Source organism: Pseudomonas sp. NPDC089752, assembly GCF_044748725.1.
Classification (GTDB): domain Bacteria; phylum Pseudomonadota; class Gammaproteobacteria; order Pseudomonadales; family Pseudomonadaceae; genus Aquipseudomonas.
Window position 1 is genome coordinate 242,668 of record NZ_JBIVGP010000001.1, and the last position, 20,539, is coordinate 263,206.

Sequence of the window (20,539 nt, forward strand, 5' to 3'; positions counted from 1 at the left end):
GGGGGTTGCAAGGTTGGATGAATGCAGACATAATGGCGCCCATCGAAACGCAGGAAACTTTGAAAAAGGTTCGGCGTTTCAAGGAGGTAGAAGCGTAAGCAACTAGCTCCGAACTTTGAGGCCGAGTAGCAAAGTGGTTATGCTCCGGATTGCAAATCCGTCTACGCCGGTTCGATTCCGACCTCGGCCTCCACATTCGAAAGCCCCGCAGATTAACGTCTGCGGGGTTTTTCATTGGGCGATTGAAAATGCTTGACCAATCCCCTCCTGGTACATCGATGTGCAGAGGCGAATGGCTAGGGCGTTGACAAAAGGGCGGCGGTGGAGTTTTAGTCCGACCGCCGGTGAGGACGACCATTACCCAACGGTGCAAATCCAGCGATGGTTGTGTCGGTATGGCGCTCTGGTAAATGCAACGTCTGTCACAAGGGTCATGCCGCGCTCTTGAAGGGCTTCGGCAAGTTGAGCGAGTGTCTCTGCTTCGATAGTCATTGCTGTTACCTCGTCAGATTTACTGCGTTCATAATTCCTGACCGAGTGAACAACCAGCAGATTCAATTTATTTGCCTGCTTCGAGTCAGCATTGGGGATGATCTGGTAGTGCGTTTCGGCGCAGCCATCCATGCAGCTTGAATTTCAGCGGCCACGTCTCAAAATCACACAGCGATTGTGTGATTGCGTCCTTAGAGGGCCACCCAGAAAAGAAAAACCCGCCAACAAGGGAAGTGGCGGGCCTAAAGAACGTACGAAGCAATCTCATTGTGCCTAAGCACTTGTCATGAAAATGTGAAAGAGAAGGCTCCGCTTGATGGCTCGTTGGTTGATGAGCGAGCAGGCAAAAAAAGCCCGCCGTGAAGGCGGGCAAGGAGCGTTTGAAGGGAAAGGCTGTAGGATGAAGCCCTGCGGTTAAGTCAGCATTAACCATCATCCATTGACCCTGGCGGACGATGTGCCTATACAGGCGAACCCCATTCCCAGGAGCGACCATGCACGACGAAGACGACCTGCCCGAACCCGAACACGATCACCTGCTCGATCACGAGTTTCTCTACGACGACATCGAGCCCGAGGCCGACGCCCAGGGTGCCGAGGATGAGGTCGAGGAGGATGAAGCGGGGCTGGATGACCTCGATGACGACGAGTACGATCACCCCGCCTGGCACGATGACCTGGACGACTGATTCAGCGTCCGTCGAGCGAGAAGCGCCCGGGGCCGGTCACTGCAAGCAGTAGCAGGCCGCCCATGATGCTCAGGTTCTTCAGGAACTGGGTCATGTTGGCGGCACGCTCAGGGTCGACCATGTTCCAGAACGGATGACCAAGCAGCGCTGTGCCTAGCACGAACAGGGCGAACAGAAACGCCAGCGGGCGGGTATAGAAGCCCAGGATCAGAATGATGGCCACGAAGAACTCCATGATCACCGCTACCGCTGCGGCGAGCATGGGGGCGGGGGCGCCCAGCGAGGTCATGTAGCCGACCGTACCGTCGAATCCGGTGAGCTTGGCCCACCCTGAAACCACGAAAAGAATCATCAACAGCACGCGGGCGATCAGGATGATAACGTCGCGTTGACTGGCGAAAAGGGAGTAGCGCATGGTCGGATTCCAGTGGACGGTGACAAGCTCCACTCTAGCAGTTGCGCAAAGTATTTCCGCCGCATAGCAAAAAGGCGCCGCAAGGGCGCCTTTTAAAAATGGTGCGAGTGGCGGGACTCGAACCCGCAAGGCTCACGCCGACAGATTTTAAGTCTGCTGTGTATACCAATTCCACCACACTCGCACGCTTGAAAGGGTCGCTTGGACCGGCGCGCTTCTAAGCAGAAGGGCCTGACAATCAAGGGCGCTTTATAACCCATTGTTATATTTGAGTCAACTACAGCACCTATGATCTAAGGATCGAAGCGGCAATCCGGCGGAGAATTGACAGGATGCTGCCATTAGGCCACTGTTGCCCTCCTGGTTGGATCCAACGAGTGCAATCGCCATGTCGCAGAGCAGCCCCTTCAACACTCACGGGCCCATTGTCCGGCCTCGGCTGATCTGGCGTCTGCTATTCGTGCTGGTGTGCCTGCTGGGCGCTTTCCTCTACTTCAGCCTTCTCTGTTTCGCCGGTTATCTGCTGATGCTCGGCTTCGATGGCGAACATCCTTCGGAGCAACGGCTGGTGGCGCTGGGCAGTGGCGGCCTGATCCTCTTCGTGGCGCTGTGGCTGTTGAAGGTGGCGATGCCGCGGCGGTTCAGCCCGTTGCTGGTTGAGCGTGAGCGCTGATTCCCCGTGGCCTGACCGAAGCGAGTACTATTGGCTAAGCTCATAACGTCCCCCTCGCTGCGCCTGTGGAGTTTGCATGGTTTCGGCTGACTGTATCGATCACCCTGTCATGCCCGCCAGCCGCTACGAGCAGCTGGTGCAATCGGTGGTGGATTACGCCATCTATATGCTCGACCCTTCAGGTCGCGTTGTATCTTGGAACGCCGGGGCCGAACGCATCAAGGGCTACCGCGCAGAGGAGGTGATCGGGCGGCATTTTTCCCTGTTCTTCACCCCCCAGGATTGCGCGGATGGGCGCCCCGACCTCCTGCTCAAGCAGGCCTTGGAACATGGTGTGGCGCAGGATGAAGGTTGGCGGATGCGCAAGGACGGTACCCAGTTCTGGGCGCTGGCAGCACTCGATGTGATCCGCGATGACTCGGGCCAGGTCATTGGCCTGGCGAAGGTTACTCGCGATATCACCGACCGGCGCGAGTCGGCGCTGCAGCTCGACGCTATTCGTGCGCAGCTGTTCCAGGCGCAGAAGCTCGAAGCGCTGGGCCAGCTGACAGGAGGGCTGGCGCACGACTTCAATAACCTTTTGACCATCATCATCACCTCGGCCAAGTTGGCTCTGGGCAGCCAAGACTCGATTCGCGTGCAGCGCATGCTCGAGCACATTCTCGATGCCGGCCAGCGGGGTACTGAACTGACCCAGCAACTGCTCACCTTTGCCCGCCATCGCCAGTTGGATGTCAGCCTTATTGCGCCCGCTGCGGTGCTGGCTTCGACGCGAAGCCTCCTGGAGCACGCGTTGCCTCGCGAGATCGTTCTGCAAGAGCGGCTGCAGCCCGGCCTGCCTTCCATAGAGGTGGATGCCGGGCAGCTGCAGATGGTGCTGCTCAACTTGCTGTTCAATGCCCGTGATGCAATCGGCGAACGTGGCACGATCTGCATAGCCCTCGACGCCGTTGCGCTGAACGGCGAAGTGGACGGATTGCACGGCAAGTTCGTGCGCTTCGAGGTGCTTGACGACGGGGCAGGCATCGACCCGAAGGTGTTGCTGCGCATCTTCGAGCCTTTCTTCACCACCAAGCCTTTTGGCAAAGGCACGGGCCTGGGGCTAAGCCAGGCCTACGGCTTTGCCAAGCAGAGCAATGGCGCAATCACTGTTGACAGTACGGTTGGCGTGGGCACTTGCATGCGCCTTTATTTGCCAGCGTCCGAGCAGGACTCGGGTTTACAACCCCATAGGTAGCAAGATGGTTCAGGCACTCAAACGACTGGCGACGGGAATAGAAGGGCTCGATGCACTGCTCAAGGGCGGCCTGGTTGCGGGCGCTTCGTACATTGTTCAAGGCCCGCCAGGAGCGGGCAAGACCATTCTTGCCAACCAGTTGTCCTTTGGTCATGTACGCAGCGGTGGCCGGGTATTGGTGGCGACCTTGCTCAGCGAGTCGCATGAGCGGCTGTTTCAGTACCTGGCGACCCTCGACTTTTTCGACCCGAGCCTGGTCGGTGATCAGATTCAATTCGTCAGCGCCTTCGATACCCTCGAGCAGGAAGGGCTGGATGCGGTGGTCAAGTTGCTTCGCCAGGAAATCGTGCGGCAGCAGGCCAGCCTGTTGATCGTGGATGGCGTACTCAACGCCCGGGTACGCGCGGAAACCACGCTGGACACCAAGAAGTTCGTTTCGGAACTGCAGGGCCATGCCGCTTTTGCCGGGTGTACCGTGCTATTGCTGACCAGCGCACGGCTGGACGAGGGCAGCCCGGAGCACACCATGGTTGACGGCGTCATCGAGTTGGGCGAGCAACTGATAGGCAGTCGTGCCGTACGCCATGTACAGCTGCGCAAGACGCGTGGCAGCGGCTCGCTGTCCGGGCGCCATGAATGCCTGATCGATGAGGCGGGGATGCATGTCTACCCACGCCTGGAGTCCCTCTACAGCCATCCCAGCCAGTTGGGCTCGGCCACATTGGCGAGAGTCAGCACGGGAGTGCCGGCACTCGATGAAATATTGGGCGGCGGGTTGGTCGCAGGCTCGGTCAGCCTGCTGATGGGCCCTTCCGGGATCGGCAAGACCTCGCTGGGTATGGCGTTTCTTGGCGCCGCCACCTGCGATGCGCCCGCGCTGCATTTTGGATTTTACGAAACACCGGCGCGGCTGCGCCTGAAGGCCGCGTCGCTGGGTTACGACTTTGCCGAGCTGGAACGGCAAGGCGCCTTGCAACTGTCCTGGCAGCCGACAACCGAGGGGCTGCTCGACCAGGTCGGCGCGCGGCTGCTCGAGCGGGTCGAGCAACAGGGCAGCAAACGCGTGGTGATCGACAGCCTGGGCGCGTTCAGCCGTCTGGCGGTTGATCCGGCGCGGCTCAACGCGTTCTTCCGCGCGCTGGCCGGGGAGTTGCGGGCACGTGATGTCAGCGTCATGCTCACCTGGGAGATGCGCGACCTGTTCGGTTCGGAAATCACCGCTCCGGCGCCTGATCTGTCCAGCATCGTCGACAACCTCATGCTGATGCGCTTCGTCGAGTACGAGTCACGGTTACGGCGCATGCTATCGATCCTCAAGGTGCGCGACAGCCACCACGACCCCGCGTTGCACGAGTTGCAGATAGGCTCGCAGGGGATCAGCCTGTGCAAGGCCTTCGAGGGCGCCTGTGGCGTGCTCTCGGGGACACCGATGCCGCAAGGGAGCGGGTGACGGGTCTGCAGATGAACACCATCCTGATCGTCGATGACGAATACCTGATCGCCGACATCCTGGGGTTTGCCCTGGAGGATGAAGGTTTTCTGGTAGAAAAGGCGAGCAACGGGCGTAAGGCCTTGGAGGCACTGAAGGAGAAGCGGGTGGAGCTGGTGATCACCGACTACATGATGCCGGTGCTCAATGGCGAGGAGCTTGCCAAGGCGATACGTGAAGAATTGGAATTACCCGACCTGCCTGTGATTCTGATGAGCGGCGCCCAGGCCAGCAAGGGTCGCCCGGATCTGTTCGCTGCAGTGTTCGACAAACCGTTCGACATGGACAGGATGATCGCCAAGGTGCGCGAACTGCTCGGCACCTGAAGCCTGGGCATCTGCCAACCACTCGATCAAGCGCTTCCGTGCGGCTTGAGGCGAAGCACTCAGTGCTGGTCGTCGTGTTTTTCCGGGGCCGGACTACCAGCCTGAATGCGCTTGAAGATTTCCTCGCGGTGCACCTGAACATCTTTGGGTGCATCGATGCCAATCCTCACCTGCATCCCTTTGACGCCCAGAATGGTGACTTTGATGTCATCGTTGATGACGATGCTTTCGCCAACCTTACGGGTGAGTATCAGCATGTAGTTCTCCTTGGTGATGTCGAAATCCGCCAGGCCAAGCGCCGCAGCGGTGGGAGCCTGTCCCTCTTCCTTCTCATTAAAGACGCTTTCGACGAATATTAATTCCCCGAAGATCAAATTCTGTTGGCCATCTTGCGTTGCAAGCAGCGAAGTTGAACGCCATAAGGGTGTCGGTGGAGGTGCTCGCTGGCAAGGATAGGGGTCTTCGGGCTGAATGGGAAATTTCTCTGCACGATGACAGACATAGTCCCGCTCAATCATCGCGTGCCTCTTCCAGTGCCTGGAGGAACAGCAGCAGCGCCACTTCCTCTGGCTCCAGGCCTTTGCGCACACGGCGCCCTGGCAAGTCGGGCAGCCGGCCCAGCGCGTAATGCTCGAGTACCGCAGGGTGGATGTAGCAACGCCTGCACACGGCAGGGGTGTTGCCCAGGCGTGCGGCGACTTGCTTGACGATGGCTGCAACCTGGCGCTTGGCTTCGCTTTCCGGTTCCCAGCCCAAGGGCCTGAGCAGGCTCAGCGCCAGGCTGCTGCCGGCCCAGGTGCGGTAATCCTTGGCAGTGAAATCGGCGCCCGTGAGTTGTTGCAGAAATTGGTTGACCTCGCTGGAGCCGATGCTGTGCCGCTGGCCTTCCTCATCGAGGTACTGGAACAACGCCTGCCCGGGCAGTTCCATGCAGCGCTTGAGCAGGTTCGCCAGCCGCCGGTCGCGCAGGGTGACGTTGTGCTCCACGCCTCGCTTGCCGCGGAACTGAAAGCGTATGGTGCTGCCTTCGACCTTTACGTGGCGGTTGCGCAGGGTGGTCAGCCCGTAGGATTTGTTATCGCGCAAGTAGCGCTGGTTGCCAATGCGGATCAACGTGTGGTCAAGCAGACTGACCACCAGTGCCATGACCTTTTCCCGATCCAGCCCTGGGCGGGCCAGGTGGGCCTCCAATTGCGCACGAAGCTTGGGCAGCGCTTGGGCAAAGGCCAGCATCCGCCCATACTTGTGCTGGTCCCGCAATTCGCGCCATTGTGCGTGATAGCGGTACTGCTTTCGGCCACGGGCGTCCTTGCCGGTGGCTTGCAGGTGGCCTTGCGGGTCCGCGCAGATCCACACGTCGGTGTAGGCAGGCGGGATTACCAGGGCAGCGATGCGCGCGAGGGTCTCAGCGTCGCGCACCCTTTGGCCCTGCGTGTCCAGGTAGATGAATCGGTCGCGCCAGCGGCGCCGGCTCAGGCCAGGTTGGCTGTCGTCAACGTAATGCAGGCTGGGGGGCAGGGTGCAGTCGAGCATTGCGGGGGCCTCGGTCAAGTTCTCTGAACAATGGACAGCGGCCGATCGCTCGATGCTCAGCCCAACAGCGCCACCGACTTGATCTGGGCGTACAACGCCTGGCCCGGGTGCAGCCCGAGCTGATCTGCCGAAAAGCGAGTGATGCGTGCCAGCAGCGCATTGCCGCCGGCATCCAGGCTCACCAGAACATGCGCTGGGTTGTCTGCTGGGCGCGCTTCTCGCACTCGCACCGCCAGCCGGTTGAGAATGCTCGACGCGCTGTCTGCGGTCAGCGTCAGGCTCACGTCACGGGCCTGGACTTTGACGCGCAAGGTGCTGCCCATACTGTGCGCCGGGTGAGCGATGCGCAACACGGGGGCATCGCTGCCAGGCAGGCGCAGATCGAGCAGATCGTAATGCGGGTCGTGGCCGACCACGAGGCCTTCGAACACCACGCCGGCATCCTCGCCCTGCGCCAGCGACAGGTCGAGGCGGGCCAGCGTCTCGCCGATTGGCCCGCTGGCAATGGCCTTGCCTTGCTCCAGCAGGACCAAGTGATCGGCCAGCCGTGCCACTTCGTCCTGGGCATGGCTGACGTACACCAACGGGATGTCCAGTTCGTCGTGCAGCCGCTCGAGGTAAGGCAGGATTTCGCGTTTGCGTGGCCCGTCCAACGCCGCCAGGGGCTCGTCCATCAACAGCAGCCGCGGGCTGCTGAGCAACGCGCGGGCAATCCCGACGCGCTGCGCCTCACCACCGGACAAGGTGGCAGGCCGGCGCTCAAGCAGATGGCTGATGCCCAACAGATGGCACGCCTGGTCGAGGCTGACTTTGCGCTCACCTGGGGCAACACGCCGCCAGCCAAACTCCAGGTTGCCACGCACCGACAAGTGCGGGAACAGGCTGGCTTCCTGAAACACGTAGCCCACCGGTCGCAAGTGTGGTGCCTGGAAATAGCTGCGTGCGCTGTCTTCCCAGACTTCGCCGTTGACTTCGATGTACGCATTGGCCGCCCGCTCGAGCCCGGCCAGGCAGCGCAGGCACGAGGTCTTGCCCGAACCTGAGTGGCCAAACAGCGCGCTGACGCCACGTCCAGGCAGTTGCAAGTCGACATCCAAGGTGAAGTCGTCGCGGGCCAATTTCAGGCGCGCCACAATCGATCCGCTCATTTCAGCTCCAGCCAGCCTTGCCGCGGCGCCCAGCGTACAGCAGGAGCAGCACCAGGAACGAGAACACCAACATGGCGCCGGCCAGCCAATGGGCTTGTGAATATTCCATGGCCTCGACGTGATCGAAGATCTGCACCGAGACCACGCGAGTCTTGTCAGGTATGTTGCCGCCGATCATCAGTACCACGCCGAACTCGCCCACGGTATGGGCGAAGCCGAGGATGCTGGCGGTAACGAAACCCGGACGCGCCAGTGGCAGCACCACGTGAACGAAGGTATCCCACGGGCTTGCGCGCAGCGTCGCTGCCACTTCCAGTGGGCGCGGACCAATGGCACTGAAGGCGTTTTGCAGCGGTTGCACCACGAACGGCATGGAATACACCGTCGAACCGATCACCAGGCCGGTGAAGCTGAACACCACGCTGCCCAGGCCCAGCGCCTGGGTGGCCTGGCCAATCCAGCCATGGGGGCCAAGAGCGATCAGCAGATAAAAGCCGATCACCGTCGGTGGCAGCACCAATGGCAGCGCTACCACCGCGCCCACTGGGCCGCGCAGCCAGGAACGCGTGCGCGCCAGCCACCACGCGATAGGCGTGCCAATGATCAGCAGGATCAGGGTGGTCAGGCTGGCCAGTTTGAGGGTCAGCCAGATCGCACCCAGGTCACTGGCATCCAGTGGCATCAGAGCTCATATCCATAGGACTTGATCACTGCAGCGGCTTTAGGGCCTTTGAGGTAGTCGACCAGCGCCTTGGCCGCAGCACTGTCCTTGCCCTTGTTGAGGATTACGGCGTCCTGGCGGATCGGGTCATGCAGATTGGACGGCACGACCCATGCCGAACCATTGGTCACCTTGCCGTCCTTGTAGATCTGCGAAAGGGCGACGAAGCCAAGTTCCGCGTTGCCGGTGGAAACGAACTGGAATGCCTGGGTAATGTTCTGCCCTTCGACGATCTTGCCCTTGGTGGCTTCGGCCAGGCCCAGCTTGTCCAGCACTTGAGTCGCGGCCAGGCCGTAAGGCGCGGCTTTCGGGTTGGCGATGGCGAGATGCTTGTAGTCATTCTTTTTCAGGGCTTCACCTTTGCCATCCACGTAGCCCTCTTTGGCCGACCACAGGGCCAGGGTGCCGACAGCGTAGGTGAAGCGCGAGCCTGGCACGATTTCCTTTTCCTGCTCGAGCTTGGCCGGGGTGCTGTCGTCGGCGGCGAGAAACACTTCGAACGGCGCACCATTCTTGATCTGTGCGTAGAACTGCCCGGTCGCGCCGTAGGCGGCGATCAGCTTGTGGCCGGTGTCTTTCTCGAAGTCCTTGGCGATGGCCTGGATCGGCGCGGTGAAATTGGCGGCGACCGCAACCTGCACCTCGTCAGCCCAGGCGTTGTTGAGGGTGATCAGGCTTGCCAGGGTGGCGGCGGCCAAGTGGGGCAGGCGGATACGCATGAAGACAGCTCCGTAGGTTATCGTTATAGCCGTAACTATATAGCGATAGGCCATTGGCCGGGAAGAGCCTCCTGAGGCTGGGTCGTTTCAGCGTGAAACAGCGGCCAATGCCTGACCGGCAATCTCCCGGGTCAGCTGTTCTGCCGGCAGCGTTCTGCCCAGGCGCAACCCCTGGCCTGACCACAAATTGCTGAAGTCACTGTTGCCTCGCGGGTCGGTGATCGCTCGCAGCGGGATCAGCGCGCCGCCGGCCAGCGGGAAGCTTGGCGCCAATTCGCTCATCGGCCCCAGTTCGCGCATGATGCGGTTGTTGATGCCGCGTGCCGGACGCCCGGTGAACAGATTGGTCAGGGCCGTGTCGCTGGCCGATGCGCTGTCCAGCGCCTGGCGGTGGGCCGGTGACACCTTGGCCTCGGGGCAGAACAAATAGGCCGTGCCGATCTGCACGGCGCTGGCGCCCAAGGCCAAAGCTGCCACCAGGCCACGATGATCGGCGATACCACCCGCGGCGATCACCGGCAAGCTCACTGCGTCGGCAATCTGCGGCACCAGGGCAAAGGTGCCGATCTGGCTGGTAATGTCTTCACTAAGGAACATGCCGCGATGGCCGCCCGCTTCATAGCCCATGGCGATGATTGCATCGCAGCCATTGGCCGCTAGCCAGAGGGCCTCTTCGACCGTGGTGGCGCTGGAGAGCACCTTGGCACCCGCGGCCTTGACTCGCTGCACAAGTGCCGCTTCGGGCAGACCAAAGTGGAAACTCACCACCGCTGGGTGCACTTGTTCTACCAGTTGGCAGCTCTGCTCGTCGAACGGCGCGCGGCTGGAGACCGGAGTGGGCGCGTCGAAATCGGCGCCGAGCTCTTCATAGTAAGGCTTGAGCGCCTGCTTCCAGCGTGTCTCGCGCTCGCTGTCGGGCTCAGGCGGTTGGTGGCAGAAAAAATTGAGGTTCAGCGGGCTATTCGGGCAAGTGCTGCGAAAGATGGCGATTTCGCTGCGCACCTGCTCGCCGGTGAGCATGGCGCAAGGCAGGGCGCCGAGGCCACCGGCCTTGGCCACGGCGATGGCCAGAGCCGAACCGCTGGCCCCGGCCATGGGCGCCTGGAGTATGGGCAACTCGATGCCCAGCAGATCGAGGATACGACGGTCGGGCCAGTTGCTCATGCAGTTCTCCTTGGCGCGCAGCCTTACAGTGCTTTGCTCACCTGAATGTCGCTGATCTTGTCGGCGTCGTCGCCGTGGATCTTGCGCAAAGCGTCCAGCGCCTGCTCGTGCGAGGCGTCGGGCATGACGGCGAAATCCCAGCGGCGCTCGCCGTCGAGCTTGTATTTGATGACGTATTTGATGTTCTGGGTCATGGCGGCCTTACCGGAGTTTCGACGACGAGCGACGGATGATCTTGATCTTGTGAGTCAAGGTTGGCTTGCGCGTTACCGAGATCGGGCGAGTGGTCACAGTGTCGATGGTGATGTTCCAGAAACCGGTGCTGGGGACTGTGATCTTGGCCGGGAAACGCTCGAAGTGACCGCCGTGGTAAGTGTGTCGGCCGCCATTTTTGAAGCTGCGGAAGTTGGCGTCGTTCATCAGGCGGATGTTGCAGCGCTGAGAACACTCGATGACGACGATATCGTCCTCGTTGAGGTGCTCGCGCTGGTGTACGAATTTCATGGAGGGCTCCGCAAGGTTTGTTTCTGCAAACGCGAACGATACCACGATGTCGGTATGCGCTGCGGGGCATGATGGCCGGGTGCCGGATAAATATGCCAAAGCACGGAGCAAAAGTGCCTGATCGTGGTCCAAGCCATTCCTGATAGCTGAGGTGCGGCAAATGAAGTGGATGGTTGCGGCGTTATTCCTGACGCTGGGTGGTTGCGTCAGCGTGTCGGAGCTTGAGCAATCGCATGAAACGCTGGACGTGATCTCTGGCAAGAGCCCGCGCGAGTATGCCGATTGCGTCAAGCATGAACTGGTCGATTCCCGTGATGAGTTGGTCGAGGAACAACGTGGTGATGGCCTGCGCCTGATCGTGCCGCAAAAGCTGACATCCGGTGCCGGGCCGGCTGCGCTGGTGGATATCGACAAGCGCGGCAGCGGCAGCAGCATCAAGCTGCATGAGCGGCTGAACAACTTCCCGCTGCGCCTGGGCGATGTGCGCACGGCGGCGACCAAATGCATCTCCGGCAGTTGATCTGGCTCAACTGAACCGCAGTTAGTGGGCTGATAGCCACCCTTTGGGCGGGGTAGGCGTTGTTACGTACTTCTGGGCAGGGCTAACATCCATTTGCTTATGTTTTTTAAGCCTAAGCTTATAACAAAAGAAATGGAGATTCTTGATGAGCCCCTTCAGTCGAGTCGCGATCGGCAGCCTGCTGGTCCTGGCCTGGCCCATGGTGCATGCCGCCGATGGCCAGAAAGTCTTCACCCAGGGCGGGGCCAATCCGGCCGCCATGGCCTGCCAGAGCTGCCATGGCGCTGACGGTAACGGCATTGCCGCCGCAGGGTTTCCGCGCCTGGCAGGCCTGCCGGCCGGTTATATCAGCAAACAATTGCATGACTGGCGCGATGGCAGTCGCAAGCAGGCGGTGATGGAGCCGTTGGCCAAGGCCCTGAGCGAGGAAGAAATCACTGCGGTCAGCCGTTATCTGGCCAGCCTTCCCGGCACACCGGCGCCCGGATTGCGTCGCCAGCAGATCGCCGACGACGCCACCACGCGCCTGGCTCTCTACGGCGACTGGAACCGCCAGATACCCGGTTGCGTGCAATGCCACGGCCCGGGTGGCAGCGGAGTTGGCGAGCATTTCCCCGCACTGGCCGGGCAGCCGGCAGGTTACCTCATGGCGCAACTGAACGGCTGGCGCGACGGCAGCCGCAGCAACGACCCCAACCAGCTGATGGTGGGTGTGGCCAAGGCCATGACCGAGGAGGAGGTCAAGGCTATTGCCGAGTACTTCGCCAGGGCCGCCAACCCGGAGGCCCAGCCATGAAAATATTGATGCCATCCTTGCTGCTGTGGGGCGTGAGCAATGCCATTGCGGCGCCTATCGCCATGGAAGACCAGTCACAGCTGAAAATTCCGCCTGCCCAGGCTTCTGCTCCATTCGTGCCGCCGGCAGAGAGCGAGCTGCCGGACAACGCGTTCGGCAAGATGGTCCGCGAAGGCCATGCATTGTTCGTCGACACGCGTCGCTTGATGCCTGAAGCGGTGGGTAACGGCATGAACTGCAGCAACTGCCACCTCGACCAGGGCCGTCTGGCCCACTCTGCGCCGATGTGGGGGGCTTACCCGATGTACCCGGCGTATCGCAAGAAAAACGACAAGGTGAACACCTATGCCGAGCGCATTCAGGGTTGTTTCCAATTCAGCATGAACGGCAAGCCGCCGGCGGCCGATAGCCCGCAGATGACCGCGCTTTCGGTATATGCCTACTGGTTGTCGAGCAAGGCGCCGACGGGGGTTGAAATCGCCGGCCGCGGTTACCCCGACGTTGCTCAGCCGCAAGGCGGCTATGACTTCAAGCGTGGCCAGCAGGTCTACCGTGAACAGTGTGCGATCTGTCACGGTGATAACGGCGAAGGGCAGAAAGTCGCTGGTGAATACGTGATGCCACCGTTGTGGGGCCAGGAGTCCTACAACTGGGGTGCCGGCATGCACCGGATCAACACGGCTGCGTCCTTCATCAAGCACAACATGCCGCTGGGCCGGCCAGGAAGCCTGAGCGACCAGCAGGCCTGGGACGTGGCGGCGTGGGTCAACCGTCATGAGCGGCCGCAGGATCCTCGGCTGGTGGAGGGCTCCATCGAGAAAACCCGGTTGAAGTTTCACGCCAACGATGGCGTCAACCTCTATGGGCAGAAGGTCGAGGGGGTGCTGATCGGGCAGGGGACGGGGAGCTGATGGCGTAAGCCGGCACTCGCTGCGGGTCGTAATATTCACGATCCGCAGGAACTATCTACACTGGGTTATCTCTATGATCCCATCGGTCAGCCGCAGGCGGGGCATTGTAAGGTGACTGCCGCCTGATTAGACTGCGCCGAACTCCACAGTGTCTGCCTTTGTTTAAGGACGTTTATGATCAAGAAATGCTTGTTCCCGGCAGCCGGTTACGGCACTCGCTTCCTGCCCGCTACCAAAGCCATGCCCAAGGAAATGCTGCCAGTGGTCAACAAGCCACTGATCCAGTATGGCGTTGAAGAGGCATTGGACGCTGGCCTGAACGAGATTTCCATCGTCACCGGCCGCGGCAAGCGCGCCCTGGAAGACCACTTCGACATCAGCTACGAGCTGGAAAACCAGATCAAGGGCACCGACAAGGAAAAATACCTGGTCGGTATCCGTCGTCTGCTCGACGAGTGCTCGTTCTCCTACACCCGCCAGACCGAAATGAAAGGCCTGGGCCACGCCATTCTGACAGGTCGTCCCTTGATCGGTGACGAGCCGTTCGCGGTGGTGCTGGCGGACGACCTGTGCGTCAACCTCGAGGGTGATGGCGTACTTGCGCAGATGGTCGCGCTGTACAAGAAGTACCGCTGCTCGATCGTCGCCATTCAGGAAGTCGATCCGCAGGAGACCAACAAGTACGGCGTCATCGCCGGTGAAGAAATCAAAGACGGTATCTTCCGCGTCGACTCCATGGTCGAGAAGCCGAAGCCGGAAGACGCACCTTCCAATCTGGCGATCATCGGTCGTTACATCCTGACGCCGGACATTTTCGAGAAAATCGAACAGACCGAGCCTGGCAAAGGTGGCGAGATCCAGATCACCGACGCGCTGATGAAACAGGCTGCCGAAGGTAACGTGATCGCCTACAAGTTCAAGGGCCAGCGTTTCGACTGTGGTGGTGCCGAAGGCTACATCGAGGCGACCAACTTCTGCTTCGAGCACTTCTACAAGGCCGGCAAGGCGTACTGATTCGCCCCTGCAGGTCGACGAGCCACCCTTCGGGGTGGCTTTTTTGTTTGTGGCGGCCAACGGCGGTATGCTGAGCGCCAGCCAAGGAGACTGAATACATGGCCTACGATTTTGATCTGTTCGTGATTGGCGCCGGTTCCGGCGGTGTGCGCGCGGCGCGTTTCGCTGCGGGCTTCGGTGCAAAAGTGGCAGTGGCCGAGAGCCGCTACCTGGGCGGTACCTGCGTCAACGTCGGTTGCGTACCCAAGAAGCTGCTGGTTTACGGCGCACATGTCGCCGATGAGCTCGAGCAGGCCGCAGGCTTCGGCTGGACCCTGGAAGAGGGCCATTTCGACTGGGGCACCTTGATTGCCAACAAGAACCGCGAAATCGAACGCCTCAACGGCATCTATCGCAACTTGCTGGTCAACAGCGGCGTGACCCTGTTGCAAGGCCATGCGCGCATCACCGCGGCCAACGAAGTGGAAGTGGAAGGCCAGCGTTACAGTGCCAAACACATCCTGATCGCCACCGGCGGTTGGCCGCAGGTGCCGGATATCCCAGGCAAGGAACTGGCCATCACCTCCAACGAGGCGTTTTACCTCAAGGAACTGCCACGTCGCGTGCTGGTGGTGGGCGGGGGCTATATCGCCGTGGAGTTTGCCGGGATCTTCCAGGGGCTGGGCGCCAATACCACCCTGCTGTATCGCGGCGATTTGTTCCTGCGCGGATTCGATGGGTCGGTCCGAACCCATTTGAGAGAGGAGCTGGAAAAGCGCGGCTTGGATTTGCAGTTCAATGCCGATATCCAGCGCATCGAAAAACAGCAAGACGGCAGCCTCAAGGCCACCCTCAAGGACGGTCGCGAGTTGCTTACCGATTGCGTGTTCTATGCCACTGGCAGGCGCCCGATGCTCGACAATCTGGGCCTGGAAAACACCGGTGTGGAGCTGGACCCGCGCGGTTACATTCGCGTTGACGAGCAGTATCAGACCACTGCGCCGTCGATTCTGGCCATCGGCGATGTGATCGGTCGCGTGCAGCTCACTCCGGTTGCCCTTGCCGAAGGCATGGCGATTGCCCGGCGCCTTTTCAAACCTGAGCAGTACCGCCCGGTGGACTACCAGAACATTCCCACGGCAGTATTCAGCCAGCCGCCCATCGGCACCGTGGGCCTGACCGAAGAGCAGGCGCTGGAGGCCGGACACAAGGTACAGATCTTCGAGAGCCGCTTCCGCGCCATGAAGCTGACCCTTACCGATATTCAGGAGAAAACCCTGATGAAGCTGGTGGTGGATGCCGAGACCGACAAGGTGCTGGGTTGCCACATGGTCGGGCCGGACGCTGGCGAGATCATTCAGGGCCTGGGAATTGCGCTCAAGGCGGGCGCGACCAAGCAGCAGTTCGACGAGACGATTGGTGTGCATCCTACGGCAGCCGAAGAATTCGTGACAATGCGTACGATGACCCGTTAACGGCTCTCGCCAGGAAAATGACCTCAAAAAAAATGAGGTCATTTTCCTACTCATGCGGCCCATGATTCGTAGGGCTGACTGATGAGTCACCCTACATTTTTACCCCGTCGCCTTACTGATACTTAAACGCGCCGCCAAAGTGGTTGCGACCAGGCAGTCATTGCCTGGCAATTTCTATCAGAATGAAAAGGTGACTATGAACACTTTCTCGAAATACATGCTTGCAAGCAGTTGCACCCTTCTTTTCTGGGCTCAAGCAGCCCAGGCCGACTTCGGTGAGATTACCTTCAATGGCCATGTAGATGCGCCAACCTGCGTCGTTAATGGAGGTTCCGGTTCCTTACCGGTATCGCTGCCAAACGTGAACGCCTCTCTGCTCAGCAGGGCCGGTCAAACCGCCGGTCAGACGCCTTTCCAGTTGAATCTTTCCGCCTGCTCGCCCGGCATAACCCGAGTATCGACCTATTTTAACGAGGGTCCGATCAGCCCAGAGGGCCGCCTGATCGTGGATGATGGCGGTAGCAGGAATGTCCAGCTGGAGTTGCTCAACGATCAACAAAGCCCGATGAACCTTGCAGCTGCCCAGGGCCAGCAGAACTCGCAAGTAGTTCAGATCGTTAATGGCAACGCGACATTGCGTTACACCGTACGGTACTACTCCACAGGCGGGACCACGCCTGGTGACGTTATCTCCCGCGTGCAGTACGCGCTGGACTACCCGTAACACCTGAATGAGGGCAGCCCAATCCGGGCTGCTGAGCACAATTATCATGCGCCTTTTATCCAACGCCTTGCGGCGAGGTGTGCTGCTGGCTGTATGCCTGGCATCCCCGCACCTCGCTGCCAATGTGGTTATCGCCAACACTCGGGTGGTCTTTCCCGCCGACCAGCCTGAAGTGACCGTCAAATTGAGTAACGTCGGCGGCACGCCATCGCTGGTTCAAGCCTGGATCGACGATGGTAGCCCGCAGAGCCAGAAGCAGGACCTGCATATCCCCTTCAATGTAATGCCGGCAATGTTTCGCCTGGATGCAGGTAAGGGCCAGAGCCTGAGGCTGTTCCACGCTGGCGATGCCATGCCCACTGATCGCGAAAGCCTTTATTGGCTCAATGTGCTTGAAGTACCGCCAAAAGAGTCGGGCAATGCCCTTCAGCTTTCATTGCGCTCGCGGATCAAGTTGTTGTATCGGCCAGCTGGTTTGCAGGGCCAGGCCAGGGATGCTTACCAGAAAATTTCCTGGCAATGGCTTCGCGAAGGCCGGCAATGGCTATTGGTGGCAGAAAATGCCAGCCCCTATGTGGTTAATCTGGCCAACTTGACCGTGCTGCAGGAAGGCCAGGCTGAGATGGCCTTGGAGCCAAGCCACGTGCTGCCATTTGCCAGCACCCGTTTCAGGCTCGAGGGCATGGCTAACCCGGCCAAGGCTCAGTTGCAGTATGCCTTCATTGATGACCATGGCGCAGTGCGCGAGGCGCCGCCGTTGACGAAGGTGCGGGTGGCAGATTGAGGCGCGATGCCACAAGGGTCCTACGATGAGTATTCGCCACATTCATCGCCAGACGCTTGCTGGTATTTTCTTCGCATGTTCCGCAGGCCCTGCCACCGCCATCGAGTTCGATACCGGGCTTCTGCGAGAAGGCACCTCGGTCGACCTTCGCCGATTCGAGCAGGAGGCGACAGTGCCAGAGGGGACGTACACCCTCGATGTCTCATTGAATCAACAATGGGTAGGGCGCCACACGGTGTCTTTGCGTGTGCAGGTGCCAGGCGGTCAGGCAGCGCCTTGCTACAGCGAGCCTCTGTTACAGAAATTCGGCGTTGATCTGCATCGGCTGGACGGTCAAATCCGCGAGCAACTGGCGCAAGACGGGGCCTGCGTCGGGCTGGCTGAAAGTGTTGCGGCTGCCAGCGAAACACTGGATTTCGGCAACCTGCAGTTGCATCTGCAAATGCCCCAGCAAGTATTGGTGCGTATACCCAGTGGCTATCTCCCTCCAGAAAATTGGGACAGCGGTATCACTGCAGCTTTTATCGACTATCGACTGAATCTGTTCGAACAGCAGAACCTTGAGCAAGGCGATTCCACCCGTCAGGCCTACCTCGGGCTACGCAGCGGACTCAACACTGGCCAGTGGTACTGGCGTCATGAGGGTAGCTGGCAAGCTTCTGCGGGCATGCCTGTGCGTTATCAGCCTTTATCGACTTCGGTGCACCGGGACATTCCAGCCTGGTCCGCGCAGTTGATGCTAGGTGACAGCTACAGTGGTTCTGAGGTGTTCGAGAGTAGCGCCATGCGTGGCGTGCGGCTGGGCAGTGACCCGCGCATGCTGCCGGAGGAACAGCGCGGATACGCTCCGGTGGTCAGAGGGGTTGCGAACAGCATTGCTCTGTTGAGCATTCGCCAGCGTGGGGTGTTGCTGCATGAGTCGACTGTCACGCCGGGCCCATTTGAAATCGACAGCTTGTACGCCAGCGGTCTGAACGATGACCTGGAGGTCAGCCTGCGCGAAGCCGATGGTAGCGTGCGAACGTTCTTCCTGCCTTATCAGGCGGCACCACTTGCGCTACGCCCAGGAGCCTCGCGTTTCGAGTTGGCCAGCGGGGTGTTTCGCGAGGGGCGAGGTCAACCGGGCCCTGGCTTCGTGCAAGGCAGTTGGCAGCAAGGGCTGGATAACCGCTTCAGCGTACACGGCGGCACGTGGTTAGCCGAGGATTACCTGGCAAGTGCCATGGGCGTGGCAATGAACACCGCGGTGGGTGCAGTGGGCCTGACCGGCTATCACGCGGCTGCCAGCTTACCTGGAAATCGGGACGTGCAAGGCCAAGCCTGGCGGCTGAGCTGGCGGCAGCGTTTGAGCGAGACCGGAACCGACCTGGGCGCGACCTTTACCCGTAGCGAAGGGCCTGACTACTACAGCTTCAACGACTATGCCCGTTCATTGAGCAGAGCGCGTGCCGACGCGCTTCGCTGGCAGGCGGGCCTGACGGTTGGCCAATCGTTGGGGGAGCGGGGCGCGCGCCTGGCCCTCAGCGCCAGCCTTCGGCAAAACTGGTCAGGCCTGAGCCAGAACAGCTACTCACTCGCTTACAACCACCGTTTCGGCAGGATCAATTACGGCATCAACCTGAGCCGTGAGCTGCGCGGGACACGCGAGCCCATCAATACCCTGATGTTCAGTGCCAGCATTCCACTAGGCGAGCAGCGCCGATCTTCGCTCAGCACGACGCTGGACAGGGATTCACGAGGGCAGGTCAGATCCAACGTGCGTTGGAGTGGAGTGTCGGGGGATCGAGGGGAGTGGGGTTATGGCTTGGCGTTGCTTCATCAGGACGGGGATCGAGCAGATGGTGGCTTTGACGCCAACGTGCTGCACCGCGGCTCAAGCGGCGTGATCACGGGCTCTTTATCGAACCGTCGCGGTTATCGCCAGGCAACGTTGGGAGCGCAAGGGGCTGTGGTTGCCCATGCTGGCGGGGCTCTCGCTGCACCGCCGCTGGGCGAAAGTTTTGCCATCGTGCACGCGCCGGGTGCCGACGCAGCCCGCATCCGGCAGCAGGCAGATGTGAAACTTGATCGCCGTGGCTATGCAGTGATCCCGTCGTTGTTGCCGTACAGCATCAACACGATCGAGCTCGACCCCAAAGGCATGTCGCGTGATACCGAATTGCTGTTGGCCGCGCAATCGGTGGTACCACGGGCTGGCGCTGTATCCCTGTTGCATTACCCGACGCGCACTGGTCGGGAGTTTACGCTGCAAGGGACGTTGGACGATGGCAGTGCCTTGCCGTTTGGCGCGCAGGTCTACGATGCGCAGGATAATGAACTGGGTATGGTCGGGCAGGGTGGGCGACTGCATGTGCGCTCTGATGCCGATGAGGGCACGCTCAAGGTCAAATGGGGCGATGAGCATTGCTCGATCAACTACCAGTTGCATGCGGATCAACGCCCGCCGACGTACCTCTGCCGGCAATAGAGCGTCGTTGGAATCAAACAATCTATCGGGATGAATTCTTTATAGCCAAAACCAATCACCAGCATGAGCTTTGCCAATGAGCCTTATCGGCGACCAGCGGTTAGGATCAACTCCATCAACTGATTCCAACCCCATGAAGGAGTGTCTCTCATGCCAATCATCAACAGCCAGGTCAAACCGTTCAACGCCACTGCTTACCACAAGGGCGAGTTCGTCCAGGTCAGCGAAGCCGACCTGAAAGGCAAATGGTCTGTCGTGTTCTTCTACCCGGCCGACTTCACCTTCGTCTGCCCGACCGAGCTGGGTGACCTCGCCGACAACTACGCCGAGTTCCAGAAGCTGGGCGTGGAAATCTACGGCGTGTCCACCGACACCCACTTCACCCACAAAGCCTGGCACGACACTTCGGACACCATCGGCAAGATCCAGTACCCGCTGATCGGTGACCCGACCCACATCATCTCCCGCAACTTCGACGTGCTGATCGAAGAAGCCGGCCTGGCCGACCGCGGTACCTTCGTGATCAACCCGGAAGGCCAGATCAAGATCGTCGAGCTGAACGACGGTGGTGTTGGCCGTGACGCAGCCGAACTGCTGCGCAAAGTGAAGGCTGCCCAGTACGTTGCCGCTCACCCAGGTGAAGTTTGCCCGGCCAAGTGGAAAGAAGGCGAAGCCACTCTCGCCCCGTCGCTGGACCTGGTCGGCAAGATCTAAGGTCATGCGTCAACCGTGGGCGGTGAGCAGCCGCCAAAGCTGAAC

Annotated in this window: 24 protein-coding genes and 2 tRNA genes; 15 read left to right on the top strand and 11 right to left on the bottom strand. The window is 60.4% G+C overall.

The window, feature by feature from the left end; genetic code table 11:
* Nucleotides 1–119 precede the first annotated feature (119 nt).
* Nucleotides 120–193: transfer RNA gene (locus ACIPZF_RS00985), tRNA-Cys, on the top strand.
* 164 nt (nt 194–357) lie between these two features.
* Here the strand turns inward: ACIPZF_RS00985 and ACIPZF_RS00990 are convergent.
* On the bottom strand, nt 358–624 hold the full coding sequence (locus ACIPZF_RS00990; protein ID WP_400794388.1) for a hypothetical protein: 267 nt from the start codon (nt 622–624) through the stop codon (nt 358–360).
* A 362-nt stretch (nt 625–986) separates the two neighbouring features.
* Here ACIPZF_RS00990 and ACIPZF_RS00995 point away from each other — a divergent pair, with 362 nt between their 5' ends.
* Entirely contained in the window at nt 987–1,181 is a 195-nt protein-coding gene (locus tag ACIPZF_RS00995) for a hypothetical protein (RefSeq protein ID WP_400794390.1), read from the top strand.
* 1 nt (nt 1,182) lies between these two features.
* On the opposite strand, the gene ACIPZF_RS01000 is transcribed toward ACIPZF_RS00995, so the two are convergent.
* Nucleotides 1,183–1,596, bottom strand: a complete 414-nt coding sequence (locus tag ACIPZF_RS01000; RefSeq protein ID WP_400794392.1) for a DoxX family protein — start codon at nt 1,594–1,596, stop codon at nt 1,183–1,185.
* Between the two features lie 99 nt (nt 1,597–1,695).
* Nucleotides 1,696–1,780 (bottom strand) — tRNA-Leu (locus ACIPZF_RS01005).
* 204 nt (nt 1,781–1,984) lie between these two features.
* Here ACIPZF_RS01005 and ACIPZF_RS01010 point away from each other — a divergent pair.
* From ACIPZF_RS01010 to ACIPZF_RS01025, 4 genes are all read left to right on the top strand, one after another.
* Complete coding sequence (locus tag ACIPZF_RS01010) at nt 1,985–2,269, top strand: hypothetical protein (protein WP_400794394.1); 285 nt, start codon at nt 1,985–1,987, stop codon at nt 2,267–2,269.
* Nucleotides 2,270–2,345: 76 nt separating this feature from the next.
* The gene (locus tag ACIPZF_RS01015) at nt 2,346–3,506 is read left to right on the top strand and encodes a nitrogen regulation protein NR(II) (protein WP_400794396.1); all 1,161 of its coding nucleotides are present in this window, start codon (nt 2,346–2,348) and stop codon (nt 3,504–3,506) included.
* Between the two features lie 4 nt (nt 3,507–3,510).
* Nucleotides 3,511–4,956 carry an ATPase domain-containing protein gene (locus ACIPZF_RS01020; protein WP_400794397.1) on the top strand — a complete coding sequence of 482 codons (1,446 nt, stop codon included), beginning with the start codon at nt 3,511–3,513 and terminating at the stop codon, nt 4,954–4,956.
* Nucleotides 4,957–4,967: 11 nt separating this feature from the next.
* Nucleotides 4,968–5,321: a response regulator gene (locus ACIPZF_RS01025; protein ID WP_400794398.1), complete on the top strand. Its 354-nt coding sequence runs from the start codon at nt 4,968–4,970 to the stop codon at nt 5,319–5,321.
* Nucleotides 5,322–5,380: 59 nt separating this feature from the next.
* On the opposite strand, the gene csrA is transcribed toward ACIPZF_RS01025, so the two are convergent.
* The 8 genes from csrA to ACIPZF_RS01065 form a co-directional block, all read right to left on the bottom strand.
* Nucleotides 5,381–5,578 carry a carbon storage regulator CsrA gene (gene csrA, locus ACIPZF_RS01030; RefSeq protein ID WP_012315047.1) on the bottom strand — a complete coding sequence of 66 codons (198 nt, stop codon included), beginning with the start codon at nt 5,576–5,578 and terminating at the stop codon, nt 5,381–5,383.
* A 253-nt stretch (nt 5,579–5,831) separates the two neighbouring features.
* The gene (locus ACIPZF_RS01035; RefSeq protein ID WP_400794399.1) at nt 5,832–6,854 is read right to left on the bottom strand and encodes a DNA topoisomerase IB; all 1,023 of its coding nucleotides are present in this window, start codon (nt 6,852–6,854) and stop codon (nt 5,832–5,834) included.
* 56 nt (nt 6,855–6,910) lie between these two features.
* The gene (modC, locus tag ACIPZF_RS01040) at nt 6,911–8,002 is read right to left on the bottom strand and encodes a molybdenum ABC transporter ATP-binding protein (protein WP_400794400.1); all 1,092 of its coding nucleotides are present in this window, start codon (nt 8,000–8,002) and stop codon (nt 6,911–6,913) included.
* 1 nt (nt 8,003) lies between these two features.
* Complete coding sequence (gene modB / locus ACIPZF_RS01045) at nt 8,004–8,684, bottom strand: molybdate ABC transporter permease subunit (RefSeq protein WP_400794401.1); 681 nt, start codon at nt 8,682–8,684, stop codon at nt 8,004–8,006.
* Complete coding sequence (modA, locus tag ACIPZF_RS01050) at nt 8,684–9,442, bottom strand: molybdate ABC transporter substrate-binding protein (RefSeq protein ID WP_400794403.1); 759 nt, start codon at nt 9,440–9,442, stop codon at nt 8,684–8,686. Before modA ends, modB begins: the two co-directional genes overlap by 1 nt.
* A gap of 87 nt (nt 9,443–9,529) precedes the next feature.
* Nucleotides 9,530–10,606: an NAD(P)H-dependent flavin oxidoreductase gene (locus ACIPZF_RS01055; protein WP_400794405.1), complete on the bottom strand. Its 1,077-nt coding sequence runs from the start codon at nt 10,604–10,606 to the stop codon at nt 9,530–9,532.
* A 23-nt stretch (nt 10,607–10,629) separates the two neighbouring features.
* Nucleotides 10,630–10,800 (bottom strand): hypothetical protein, encoded by a 171-nt coding sequence (locus ACIPZF_RS01060; protein ID WP_012315041.1) that lies wholly within the window; start codon nt 10,798–10,800, stop codon nt 10,630–10,632.
* A gap of 7 nt (nt 10,801–10,807) precedes the next feature.
* Entirely contained in the window at nt 10,808–11,110 is a 303-nt protein-coding gene (locus ACIPZF_RS01065) for a DUF1883 domain-containing protein (protein WP_039602623.1), read from the bottom strand.
* A gap of 160 nt (nt 11,111–11,270) precedes the next feature.
* On the opposite strand from ACIPZF_RS01065, the gene ACIPZF_RS01070 reads away from it, so the two are divergent.
* From ACIPZF_RS01070 to ahpC, 9 genes are all read left to right on the top strand, one after another.
* Nucleotides 11,271–11,630, top strand: a complete 360-nt coding sequence (locus tag ACIPZF_RS01070; RefSeq protein ID WP_400794407.1) for a hypothetical protein — start codon at nt 11,271–11,273, stop codon at nt 11,628–11,630.
* Between the two features lie 145 nt (nt 11,631–11,775).
* Nucleotides 11,776–12,426 (top strand): c-type cytochrome, encoded by a 651-nt coding sequence (locus ACIPZF_RS01075; RefSeq protein WP_400794409.1) that lies wholly within the window; start codon nt 11,776–11,778, stop codon nt 12,424–12,426.
* Nucleotides 12,423–13,337 carry a c-type cytochrome gene (locus tag ACIPZF_RS01080; RefSeq protein WP_400794411.1) on the top strand — a complete coding sequence of 305 codons (915 nt, stop codon included), beginning with the start codon at nt 12,423–12,425 and terminating at the stop codon, nt 13,335–13,337. Before ACIPZF_RS01075 ends, ACIPZF_RS01080 begins: the two co-directional genes overlap by 4 nt.
* 174 nt (nt 13,338–13,511) lie before the next feature.
* Nucleotides 13,512–14,351 (top strand): UTP--glucose-1-phosphate uridylyltransferase GalU, encoded by an 840-nt coding sequence (gene galU, locus ACIPZF_RS01085; RefSeq protein WP_400794413.1) that lies wholly within the window; start codon nt 13,512–13,514, stop codon nt 14,349–14,351.
* 98 nt (nt 14,352–14,449) lie between these two features.
* On the top strand, nt 14,450–15,805 hold the full coding sequence (gene gorA, locus ACIPZF_RS01090) for a glutathione-disulfide reductase (RefSeq protein ID WP_400794415.1): 1,356 nt from the start codon (nt 14,450–14,452) through the stop codon (nt 15,803–15,805).
* Nucleotides 15,806–16,001: 196 nt separating this feature from the next.
* Nucleotides 16,002–16,529 carry a fimbrial protein gene (locus tag ACIPZF_RS01095; RefSeq protein ID WP_400794417.1) on the top strand — a complete coding sequence of 176 codons (528 nt, stop codon included), beginning with the start codon at nt 16,002–16,004 and terminating at the stop codon, nt 16,527–16,529.
* 46 nt (nt 16,530–16,575) lie between these two features.
* A complete protein-coding gene (locus tag ACIPZF_RS01100) occupies nt 16,576–17,313 on the top strand; it encodes a molecular chaperone (protein WP_400794419.1) in 738 nt (245 codons plus the stop codon).
* Between the two features lie 25 nt (nt 17,314–17,338).
* Nucleotides 17,339–19,780 carry a fimbria/pilus outer membrane usher protein gene (locus tag ACIPZF_RS01105; RefSeq protein WP_400794421.1) on the top strand — a complete coding sequence of 814 codons (2,442 nt, stop codon included), beginning with the start codon at nt 17,339–17,341 and terminating at the stop codon, nt 19,778–19,780.
* Nucleotides 19,781–19,930: 150 nt separating this feature from the next.
* The gene (ahpC, locus tag ACIPZF_RS01110) at nt 19,931–20,494 is read left to right on the top strand and encodes an alkyl hydroperoxide reductase subunit C (RefSeq protein WP_274909605.1); all 564 of its coding nucleotides are present in this window, start codon (nt 19,931–19,933) and stop codon (nt 20,492–20,494) included.
* The last annotated feature ends 45 nt before the right edge of the window (nt 20,495–20,539 follow it).